The sequence below is a fragment of the Pseudomonas emilianonis genome, assembly GCF_023072625.1.
Lineage (GTDB): Bacteria > Pseudomonadota > Gammaproteobacteria > Pseudomonadales > Pseudomonadaceae > Aquipseudomonas > Aquipseudomonas paraveronii.
The window spans coordinates 23,411-34,296 of sequence record NZ_JAKNRV010000018.1; the positions used below are offsets into that span (position 1 = coordinate 23,411).

Sequence of the window (10,886 nt, forward strand, 5' to 3'; positions counted from 1 at the left end):
TGCTCCCGGAACAAAGGGAAATACTTTGGACATAAAGGCCAGCATTCAACACCACGAGCTGGACGCTATACCTAGGCATGCCATCTGAGTATCCATCACGTCCACGGAGGGACAGCACATGACACAGCGAGGTTTCACCCTGATCGAACTACTGCTCGGGCTTATCCTGAGCGGCATCCTTGCGCAGTTGGCGGTACCCAGTTTCAAGGGTTTGCTGGAATCCCAGCAGCGACAAAGCGCTGCCCAGTCGTTGGCTGGCGGCCTGCGCTATGCGCGCACTGAAGCCATCGCACGCAACCGGGCGGTAGTCATGCATGCCGTTGACAATGATTGGAGCCGGGGCTGGCGGGTGATCGTGGATCTGAGCGGGCGCGGCCATCTGGACGACGATAATCCCGTGCTGCTGGAGCACCAGGACAATGGGCGCGTGCAGATCGTGGGCAATGGACCGGTCAGGAGCCAGGTTCGCTTCAGCGGGCTGGGAGAGCCGGTCTTTGCTGGCGGGGGCTTTCGTGCCGGCACCGTGCATGTATGCGCCACGGACCAGGCACAAAGCCTGTTTCAAGTGGTGCTGGCCCCCAGTGGGCGCATCAGCCTGCGCCGAGATAAAACCGAGCAGGCATTATGCCGAGGCTTGCTCAACACCCTGGGACTCAGAGCAGCGAACGAACCCGCAGCTCCTTGGGCATGGAGAAAGTGATGTTCTCCTCACGACCGGCCAACTCATCGGCACCTGTGGCACCCCAGGCCTGCAACTGTTGGATCACACCGCGCACCAGGACTTCCGGCGCCGAGGCGCCCGCCGTGATGCCGATACGCTCGACGCCATCGAACCAGCTGCGCTGCATGTCCTCGGCGCCGTCGATCAGGTACGCCGGCGTGGCCATGCGTTCAGCCAGTTCACGCAGGCGGTTGGAGTTTGAGCTGTTAGGGCTGCCGACGACCAGCACCACATCACATTCATCGGCCAGTTGCTTGACCGCATCCTGGCGGTTTTGCGTGGCGTAGCAGATGTCGTCCTTGCGCGGGCCGCCAATCGCCGGGAAGCGTGTGCGCAGGGCATCGATCACCCGGCTGGTGTCATCCATGGACAAGGTGGTCTGGGTGACGAAGGCCAAACGCTCCGGGTTGTGTACCTGCAAGTTGGCGACGTCTTTCTCGTCTTCCACCAGGTAGATCGCGCCACCGTTGCCGCCGTCGTACTGGCCCATGGTGCCTTCGACTTCCGGGTGGCCGGCGTGGCCGATCAGGATGCATTCACGGCCATCGCGGCTGTAGCGCGCGACTTCGATATGCACCTTGGTGACCAGCGGGCAGGTGGCATCGAACACTTTCAGGCCACGGCCTGCCGCTTCGGTACGTACAGCCTGGGATACCCCATGGGCACTGAAGATTACGATGACGTCGTCCGGTACCTGATCGAGTTCTTCGACAAAGATGGCGCCGCGAGCGCGCAAGTCTTCGACCACGAATTTGTTGTGGACGACTTCATGGCGCACGTAAATCGGCGGCCCGAAGACTTCCAGGGCGCGGTTGACGATTTCGATCGCCCGGTCCACGCCGGCGCAGAAGCCACGGGGGTTGGCGAGTTTGATTTGCATGCTGTGCCTCGTGTCTTTGTGGGAGCTGGCTTGCCTGCGATGCGGTCGACTCGGCGTATCAGGTACACCGAGGTGATGCCATCGCAGGCAAGCCAGCTCCCACACAAGCCAGCGCCCGCAGGAGCCGGTTCTGTCAGTTAGAGCGCTTTAACGTCGAAGATTTCTACGTCAAACGTCAAGGTTTTACCGGACAACGGGTGGTTGAAGTCGATGGTCACTTGCGCATCATCGAAGGCTTTGACCACACCCGGCAGCTCGGTATTCGCCGCATCGTTAAAAATCACCAGCAGGCCTTCCGACAGGTCCATGTCCTGGAACTGTGAACGCGGGATGATCTGTACGTTCTGCGGATTGGGCTGGCCAAAGGCGTTTTCCGGCAGGATCTGCAGGGTGCGCTTGTCGCCAGCCTTGAAGCCGAACAGGGCCGCTTCAAAACCCGGCAGCAGGTTGCCATCGCCCACCTTGAAGGTAGCCGGGGATTTGTCGAACGTGCTGTCGACCGTGTCGCCATTCTCCAGGCGCAATGCGAAATGCAAGGTGACTTCCGTGTTCTGGCCAATGCGTTGTTCAGCCAATACCTGATCAGTCATGAACGGTCTCTCCGGTTTTCTTACTTTTGAACATATCGAGTGCCAGCATGATTGCACCGACGGTGATGGCGCTGTCAGCAAAATTGAACGCCGGGAAGTAATGGCGATTCTGCCAATGCACCAGAATGAAATCGATCACATGGCCCAAGGCGATGCGGTCGTACAGGTTGCCCAGCGCGCCGCCCAGCACCAGTGCCAAGGCGATGGCCAGCCAGGTGTCATCGCGACCCAGGCGCTTGAGCCAGACCACCAGCACCGCACTGACCACCACGGCGATCAGGGCGAACAACCAGCGCTGCCAGCCGCCGCCATCGGCAAGGAAGCTGAACGCCGCGCCGGTGTTATAGGCCAGGGTCCAGCTGAAGTAATCCGGGATCACCACGATTTGCTGGAACATCTCCAGGGTGCCCTCGAAGTGAGCCTTGCTGACCTGGTCGATGACCAGGACCAGCACGCTCAATACGAGCCAGCCAAGACGTCCGAAACGACTGGCGTTAGGCATAGTGGCGAACCTCGCCAGCACCAGAGATGTTGTCGACGCAACGACCGCAGATTTCCGGATGCTCAGGGTTCACGCCGACATCTTCACGGCAGTGCCAGCAACGGGCGCACTTGGGGAAGGCCGACTTGACGACTTTGAGCTTCAGGCCAGGCACTTCGGTGACCACGGCGTCCGCCGGCGCCTGGGCGAATGGCGCCAGGCTCGCGGTGGAGGTGATCAGCACGAAGCGCAGTTCGTTGCTCAGCTTGGCCAGGTCGGCGCTCAGGCCTTCCTCGGCAAACAGGGTGACTTCGGCTTGCAGGTTGCCACCGACGGCCTTGGCCGCACGCTGGACTTCCAACTCCTTGTTCACGGCCACTTTCACCGCCATCACGCCTTCCCAGTATGCGCGACCCAATTCGAAGTCGGCCGGCAGTTCGGTCAGGCCTTCGTACCAGGTGTTGAGCATCACGGACTCGTTGCGCTCGCCCGGCAGGTATTCCCACAGTTCGTCGGCGGTGAAGGCCAGGATCGGTGCGATCCAGCGCACCAACGCTTCGGAGATGTGATACAGCGCGGTCTGCGCCGAGCGGCGCGCCTTGCTGTTGGCGCCGGTGGTGTACTGGCGGTCCTTGATGATGTCGAGGTAGAAACCGCCCAACTCCTGCACGCAGAAGTTGTGAATCTTCGAATAGACGTTCCAGAAGCGGTATTCACCGTAGTGCTCCTGCAACTCGCGTTGCAGCAACAGGGTACGGTCCACGGCCCAACGGTCCAGGGCGAGCATTTCCTCGGCCGGCAGGATGTCGGTGGCCGGGTTGAAACCGGTCAGGTTCGACAGCATGAAGCGTGCGGTATTACGGATACGACGGTAGGCATCGGCGCTGCGCTGCAGGATCTGCTCCGACACGGCCATCTCGCCCGAATAATCGGTCGAGGCAACCCACAGGCGCATGATATCGGCGCCCAGGGTGTCGTTGACCTTTTGCGGCGCGATCACGTTGCCCAGGGACTTGGACATCTTGCGGCCGTTTTCGTCAACGGTGAAACCGTGGGTCAGCAATTCGCGGTACGGTGCGTGATCGTCGATGGCACAACCGGTCAACAGTGACGAGTGGAACCAACCACGGTGCTGGTCCGAACCTTCCAGGTACAGGTCGGCGCGCGGGCCGGTTTCGTGACCCATCGGGTGCGAACCGCGCAGCACGTGCCAATGGGTGGTGCCAGAGTCGAACCACACATCGAGGGTGTCGCTGATCTTGTCGTACAGCGGCGCTTCGGCGCCCAGCAGCTCGACGGCGTCCAGCTTGAACCAGGCTTCGATGCCTTCCAGCTCAACGCGCTGGGCCACGACTTCCATCAGTTCGACGGTACGCGGGTGCAGCTCGCCGCTTTCCTTGTTAAGGAAGAACGGGATCGGCACGCCCCAGTTGCGCTGGCGGGAGATGCACCAGTCCGGACGGTTGGCGATCATCGAGTGCAGGCGCGCCTGGCCCCAGGCCGGGACGAACTTGGTGTCTTCGATGGCCTTGATCGCGCGGTTACGCAGGGTTTCGCCACTAGTCGGTTCTTTATCCATACCGATGAACCACTGCGCGGTAGCGCGGTAGATCAGCGGAGACTTGTGGCGCCAGCAGTGCATGTAGCTGTGCTTGATGGTATCGGTTTGCATCAGTGCGCCAACTTCACGCAGCTTGTCGATGATCACCTGGTCGGCTTTGAAGATGAACTGGCCGCCAAAGAACTCCAGCGATGGCACGTAAACGCCATTGCTCTGCACCGGGTTGATGATGTCATCGTTGACCATGCCGTATTTTTTGCAGATCACGAAGTCGTCGACGCCATAGGCAGGCGAGCAGTGAACCACACCGGTACCCGAACCCAGTTCAACGTAGTCAGCCAGGTACACCGGCGACAGGCGGTCGTAGAACGGGTGACGGAAATTGATCAATTCCAACGCGGTGCCGGTGGTGGTGGCGATCACCGAACCTTGCAGTTCGTAGCGAGCCAGGCAGGCCTCGACCATCTCTTCGGCCAGCACCAGCAGGCGATCACCAACATCCACCAGGGCGTAGGTGAATTCCGGGTGTACGTTCAGCGCCTGGTTGGCGGGGATGGTCCACGGGGTGGTGGTCCAGATCACGATGGCGGCCGGCTTGGCCAGGCTTGCCAGGCCAAAGGCCTCGGCCAGCTTGGCGTCGTCGGCGATCGGGAAGGCCACGTCGATGGTCGAGGACTTCTTGTCTTCGTACTCGACTTCCGCCTCAGCCAGGGCCGAACCGCAGTCGAAGCACCAGTTCACGGGCTTGAGGCCCTTGAACACGAAACCGCCCTTGACGATTTCGGCCAAGGCGCGGATTTCACCGGCTTCGTTCTTGAAGTCCATGGTTTTGTACGGGTTGGCCCAGTCGCCCAGGACACCCAGGCGGATGAACTCGGACTTCTGCCCTTCGATCTGCTCGGTGGCATAGGCACGGCACAGTTCGCGGGTTTTATCGGCGCCCAGGTTCTTGCCGTGGGTCACTTCGACTTTGTGTTCGATCGGCAGGCCGTGGCAGTCCCAGCCCGGGACATAAGGCGCGTCGAAACCCGAAAGGGTCTTCGAGCGGATGATCATGTCCTTGAGAATTTTGTTCAGCGCATGACCGATGTGAATCGTGCCGTTGGCATAAGGAGGGCCGTCGTGCAGGACGAATTTCGGACGATCCTTGCCAATCTCGCGCAACTTTCCGTACAGGCCAATACTGTCCCAGCGCTGCAGGATCTGCGGTTCGCGCTGTGGCAGGCCGGCCTTCATTGGGAAGGCGGTGTCCGGAAGGTTTAGCGTGGCTTTATAGTCGGTCATTTAAGGCTCTTCGGTTAGCGATGGGCGCTAGGTGCGGCTAGGGCACGGGCGGCGGCGACATCCGCATTGATCGCCGTTTTCAACGCCTCAAGGGAGGCGAAACGCTGCTCTTCACGCAGCTTCTGGTGGAAAACCACCGTCAAACGCCGGTCATATAAATCCCCGGCAAAATCCAAAAGGTGAACTTCCAGGTGGGCCTTGCCATCACCTGCAACCGTGGGCCTGACGCCTATATTGGCGACTCCCGGCCACGATTGGCCGTCGATGTCGACACTCACCAGGTAAACCCCGGTCAGCGGCACACGACGGCGCTTGAGCTGCACGTTAGCGGTTGGCGTGCCCAGTTGGCGCGCCAGCTTCTGGCCGTGCAATACCCGCCCGACAATGCGGAACGGGCGACCGAGCAAACGCTCAGCCAAGGCGAAGTCGGCGGCAGCCAGGGCATTACGCACCTGGGTACTGCTCACGCGCAGGCCGTCCAGTTCGACGGTTTGCGCGGCTTCGACGGTAAAACCCTGGGTCACGCCAGCGTGTTGCAGGAAATCGAAATCGCCGACCCGGTCACACCCAAAGCGGAAGTCGTCGCCGACCTCCAGATGCTGCACGCCCAAGCCATCCACCAGGATACGGTCGACGAACTCGGCGGCGCTGAGGCTGCGCAAACGCTGGTTGAAGGCCAGGCACAGCACACGGTCCACGCCCTCCTCCGCCAACAGTTGCAGCTTGTCGCGCAAGCGGGCCAGGCGCGCCGGTGCCGTTTCCGGGGTAAAGAATTCCCGCGGCTGTGGCTCAAAAATCACCACGCAGCTGGGCACGCCCAACTCGACCGCACGCTCGCGCAGCCGGGCCAGGATAGCCTGGTGGCCACGGTGTACACCGTCAAAGTTGCCAATAGTGGCGACGCAGCCCCGATGCTGGGGGCGCAGGTTGTGGAGACCTCGAACCAGCTGCATAACGCGCTTCTTGCTCATAAAGTGGTCGATTATAACCACACCCGGCCCCGGATCACAGGCAACAGCGCAGGGCAAAACGGATGGAATCGATAAAACACCGGTTTTATCGCGGCAAACCCTCTAACCCAGCGCCTTGCGATTGAAATCCCGCAGGCGGAAACCTTGCAGCAGCAACATGCCGAAGTACACCACCACGCCCGCCACCACCAGCACGCCCAGGCGCAGGAAGCGCTCGAGCATATGGCCTTGATCCCAGGCCGGCATGAAGTGCATCAGGCCCAGCAATACCGCCGACATCATCGCCACCGCCACCAGCAGCTTGAGGGCAAATATCCCCCAGCCCGGTTGCGGCTGGAACATCTGCTGTTTGCGCAGTTGGTAAAACAGCAGGCCGGCATTGATGCAGGCACCGGCGCTGATGGCCAAGGCCAGGCCGGCGTGGGCCAGCGGGCCGATAAACACCAAGTTGAGCAACTGTGTGACGATCAGCGTGAAGATCGCGATCTTCACCGGCGTGCGGATGTTTTGCTGGGCGTAGAAACCCGGCGCCAGCACTTTGATCACGATAATGCCGAGCAGACCGACGGAATAGGCGATCAGCGCATGCTGGGTCATCAAGGCATCGTGCGCGCTGAATTGCCCGTACTGGAATAACGACACCGTCAGTGGCTCGGCCAGGATTCCCAGCGCCAGGGAACACGGCAACACCAGCACGAAGCACAGGCGCAAACCCCAATCGAGAATGCGCGAGTATTCCTGGCGGTCCTTGCTCGCGTAGGTACGCGCCAGCGTCGGCAGCAAAATCGTGCCCAGGGCCACGCCGAGGACGCCGGACGGCAGCTCCATCAAGCGATCGGCGTAATACATCCACGACACCGAACCGGACACCAGCAGCGACGCAAACGCGGTGTTGATGATCAGGGAAATCTGGCTGACCGACACCCCGAGGATCGCCGGCAGCATATTGCGCATCACGCGCCAGACGCCGGTGTCCTTGAGGTTCAGGCGCGGCAACACGAGCATGCCGATCTTTTTCAGGTGCGGCAGTTGGTAGAGCAATTGCGCCAGGCCACCGGCCAATACCGCCCAGCCCAGGGCCATGACCGGCGGATCGAAGTAGGGCGTGAGGAACAGCGCAAAAATAATCATGCTGACGTTAAGCAGGGTCGGCACGAACGCCGGCACCGAGAAACGGTTCCAGGTATTGAGGATGGCGCCGGCCAGGGAGGACAGGGAGATCAGCAATATGTAGGGGAAAGTCACCCGCAGCAGATCAGTGGTCAGCGCGAATTTTTCCGGCGTATTGGCAAACCCGGGCGCCGTGGCCCAGATCACCCAGGGCGCGGCGAGCATGCCAACCAGGGTCACCAGCATCAGCACAAGGGTCAGCAGGCCCGAGACATAGGCGATAAATGTGCGGGTCGCCTCCTCGCCCTGCTGCGTCTTGTATTCCGCCAGGATCGGCACGAACGCCTGGGAAAACGCGCCCTCGGCGAAGACCCGCCGCAACAGGTTGGGCAGTTTAAAGGCAATAAAGAACGCATCCGTGGCCATGCTGGCGCCAAAAATGCGCGCCAGCAGGGTGTCACGCACAAACCCCAAAACCCTGGAGATCATCGTGATTGAGCTGACGGCAGCCAACGATTTGAGCAGATTCATTGAAAGAGTTTGCGCCTATAGATAAAGAGCAGGCGAACTACGCGCCTACTTATGCGATACTGCGCGCCTGCAACAGCACAGCGCCAAAGCTCGCGAGTTTACAGGTCAAGCGCCGGAAATAAATCACCCGCCTCTTCAGATCGACCACTCAGCAGTTCGCATCAGCCGCCCTTGACAACCCATCAACTCATCGGCATGATTCGCGGCCTATTTTGTTTGCTATTTCCTAAAAAGTCTTTCGAGGAGCTCGACGGTGGCCAACACACCTTCCGCCAAAAAACGTGCAAAACAGGCTGAGAAGCGTCGCAGCCACAACGCCAGCCTGCGTTCCATGGTTCGTACCTACATCAAGAATGTAGTTAAGGCCATTGACGCAAAAGACGCTGAAAAAGCTCAAGCTGCTTACGTTCTGGCTGTGCCAGTTATCGACCGCATGGCCGATAAAGGCATCATCCACAAGAACAAAGCTGCTCGCCATAAAGGTCGTTTGAATGGCCACATCAAGGCTCTGAACCTTGCTGTTGCAGCCTAAGCGATAAACTGCCACGCCGGTTTACCTGCGTAACAGTTAAGAAATGCCCCGTACCGAAAGGTCCGGGGCATTTTTGTTTGGGCGCAATAAATCGCTGTTCTTTATTGCGCGCACAAAAAAAACGCCCCGAACCAGTCGGGGCGTTTTGGCTACCACCTGATCAACACATCAATCAGTGGTGATGACCGCCTTCACCGTGCACGTGGCCGTGGGCGACTTCTTCCTCGGAAGCGTCGCGGATGGCCACGATCTTCACTTGGAAGTTCAGGCGCTGGCCTGCCAGAGGGTGGTTACCGTCGACGGTGACGTCGTCGCCGTCCAGATCACGGATGGTGACGATCTGCATTTGGCCGTCCGGCGCGGAAGCGTGGAACTGCATGCCCACTTCCAGTTCGTCGACACCTTCGAACATGCTGCGGCTCAGGGTGCTGACCAGTTCGGCGGAGTATTCGCCGTAAGCATTTTCAGGCTCTACGACAACGGTCAGTTCATCACCAACGCTCTTGCCGACCAGGGCGTTTTCCAGGCCCGGGATAATGTTGCCTGCGCCTTGCAGGTAGACCAGCGGCGCGCCGCCGGCTGAGCTGTCGATGACCTCACCAGCGTCGTTGGTCAGGGTATAGTCGATGGAGACTGCCTTGTTAGCGGCGATCGTCATGGGGCGAGACCTTTTGCATAAGAATGAAGAACGGACAAGTCTAAACAAGGATTTGCCCGAAAGCGAACAGAACCCGGACGGACGGGGTCGATCAACGGTCGCCGTCATCCTCGGATTCCACCAGGACGACGACGGGCACTGGGTTGCCGAGCTGTCCTGCGGCCACACCCAACACCTGCGCCACCAGCCGCCCTGGCAATCGCGCACCTGGGTACTCGACCCCGCACACCGCCTGGAAAAAATAGGCCAGCCCTTTGCCTGCGGCTGGTGTGCGCAGGAGCGCGAATAACGATAACCTTGGCGCCTGATTCCCGGTAGGCACTCAACCATAGAGCGCCACCGAAGCCATGCACCTCCAGAGAATTCGCATGCAGACTTTTTTTATCGCGCCCACCGATTTTGGTGTGGGTCTGACCTCCATCAGCCTCGGGCTGGTGCGCACCCTTGAACGTGCCGGGTTGAAAGTCGGCTTCTTCAAACCGATTGCCCAGCCGCACCCCGGCGACACCGGCCCCGAACGCTCCACCGAACTGGTCGCACGCACCCACGGCCTGAAACCGCCGCAGCCTCTGGGCCTGGCCCATGTCGAGCGGATGCTCGGCGACGGCCAGCTCGACGAATTGCTCGAAGAAATCATCACCCTGTATCAGCAGGCCGCCGTGGGCAAGGACGTGCTGATCGTCGAAGGCATGGTGCCGACCCGCAGCGCCAGCTATGCGGCGCGGGTCAACCTGCACTTGGCCAAGAGCCTGGACGCGGAAGTGATCCTGGTCTCTGCGCCGGAAAACGAAGTGCTCACCGAACTCTCCGGCCGCGTGGAATTGCAGGCCCAGTTGTTCGGCGGCCCGAAAGATCCGAAAGTGCTCGGTGTGATCCTCAACAAGGTGCGCACCGATGAAAGCATGGAAGCCTTCTCGGCGCGCCTCAAGGAGCATTCACCGTTGCTGCGCAGCGGGGATTTCCGCCTGCTCGGCTGCATTCCTTTCCAGCCCGAACTCAACGCGCCGCGTACCCGCGACGTCGCCGACCTGATGGGCGCGCAGATCCTCAACGCCGGCGATTATGAAACCCGGCGCATGTCCAAAATCATCATCTGCGCCCGCACCATGCGTAACACCGTGGAACTGCTCAAGCCGGGCGTGCTGGTGGTGACGCCGGGTGACCGCGACGACATCATCCTCGCCGTCAGCCTGGCCGCGATCAACGGCGTGCCCCTGGCCGGCCTGCTGCTGACCAGCGACACCCTGCCCGACCCGCGCATCATGGACCTCTGCCGAGGCGCCTTTCAGGCCGGGCTGCCGGTGCTGTCGGTAAGTACCGGCTCCTACGAGACAGCGAACCTGCTCAACAGCCTGAACAAGGAAATCCCCATCGATGACCGCGAGCGCGCCGAGATCATCACCGATTTCGTCGCCAGCCACCTCGATGCGCGCTGGCTGCACCAACGCTGCGGCACGCCACGGGAGATGCGCCTTTCGCCGGCAGTGTTCCGCTACCAGTTGATCCAGCGCGCCCAGGCCGCCAACAAGCGCATCGTCTTGCCCGAAGGCAGCGAGCCGTTGACCGT

The 10,886-nt window shown here is 60.7% G+C and carries 11 protein-coding genes; 4 read left to right on the forward strand and 7 right to left on the reverse strand.

Annotated elements, in window-relative coordinates; genetic code table 11:
* The first annotated feature begins 118 nt into the window (after nt 1-118).
* A complete protein-coding gene (locus tag L9Z73_RS04240) occupies nt 119-700 on the forward strand; it encodes a GspH/FimT family pseudopilin (protein WP_247396696.1) in 582 nt (193 codons plus the stop codon).
* Here L9Z73_RS04240 and ispH read toward each other — a convergent pair.
* From ispH to murJ, 6 genes are all read right to left on the reverse strand, one after another.
* Entirely contained in the window at nt 654-1,601 is a 948-nt protein-coding gene (ispH, locus tag L9Z73_RS04245) for a 4-hydroxy-3-methylbut-2-enyl diphosphate reductase (RefSeq protein WP_247396697.1), read from the reverse strand. The two genes, L9Z73_RS04240 and ispH, sit on opposite strands and share 47 nt — an antisense overlap.
* A gap of 137 nt (nt 1,602-1,738) precedes the next feature.
* On the reverse strand, nt 1,739-2,176 hold the full coding sequence (locus tag L9Z73_RS04250; protein ID WP_247396717.1) for an FKBP-type peptidyl-prolyl cis-trans isomerase: 438 nt from the start codon (nt 2,174-2,176) through the stop codon (nt 1,739-1,741).
* 7 nt (nt 2,177-2,183) lie between these two features.
* Nucleotides 2,184-2,693, reverse strand: a complete 510-nt coding sequence (gene lspA / locus L9Z73_RS04255; protein ID WP_247396698.1) for a signal peptidase II — start codon at nt 2,691-2,693, stop codon at nt 2,184-2,186.
* Nucleotides 2,686-5,517 carry an isoleucine--tRNA ligase gene (gene ileS / locus L9Z73_RS04260; protein WP_247396699.1) on the reverse strand — a complete coding sequence of 944 codons (2,832 nt, stop codon included), beginning with the start codon at nt 5,515-5,517 and terminating at the stop codon, nt 2,686-2,688. Before ileS ends, lspA begins: the two co-directional genes overlap by 8 nt.
* A 14-nt stretch (nt 5,518-5,531) precedes the next feature.
* Nucleotides 5,532-6,470 carry a bifunctional riboflavin kinase/FAD synthetase gene (gene ribF / locus L9Z73_RS04265; RefSeq protein ID WP_247396700.1) on the reverse strand — a complete coding sequence of 313 codons (939 nt, stop codon included), beginning with the start codon at nt 6,468-6,470 and terminating at the stop codon, nt 5,532-5,534.
* A 120-nt stretch (nt 6,471-6,590) separates the two neighbouring features.
* Nucleotides 6,591-8,129 (reverse strand): murein biosynthesis integral membrane protein MurJ, encoded by a 1,539-nt coding sequence (murJ, locus tag L9Z73_RS04270; RefSeq protein ID WP_247396702.1) that lies wholly within the window; start codon nt 8,127-8,129, stop codon nt 6,591-6,593.
* Nucleotides 8,130-8,382: 253 nt separating this feature from the next.
* On the opposite strand from murJ, the gene rpsT reads away from it, so the two are divergent.
* Complete coding sequence (rpsT, locus tag L9Z73_RS04275; RefSeq protein ID WP_029292043.1) at nt 8,383-8,661, forward strand: 30S ribosomal protein S20; 279 nt, start codon at nt 8,383-8,385, stop codon at nt 8,659-8,661.
* Nucleotides 8,662-8,833: 172 nt separating this feature from the next.
* Here the strand turns inward: rpsT and L9Z73_RS04280 are convergent, their stop codons facing one another.
* A complete protein-coding gene (locus L9Z73_RS04280; protein WP_247396704.1) occupies nt 8,834-9,319 on the reverse strand; it encodes an FKBP-type peptidyl-prolyl cis-trans isomerase in 486 nt (161 codons plus the stop codon).
* Between L9Z73_RS04280 and L9Z73_RS04285 the strand changes: the two genes are divergently transcribed.
* Entirely contained in the window at nt 9,318-9,608 is a 291-nt protein-coding gene (locus tag L9Z73_RS04285) for a DUF3565 domain-containing protein (protein ID WP_345894152.1), read from the forward strand. The genes L9Z73_RS04280 and L9Z73_RS04285 overlap by 2 nt on opposite strands.
* A gap of 79 nt (nt 9,609-9,687) precedes the next feature.
* The coding region (locus L9Z73_RS04290; protein ID WP_247396708.1) for an AAA family ATPase at nt 9,688-10,886 on the forward strand (1,199 nt) is incomplete at its 3' end.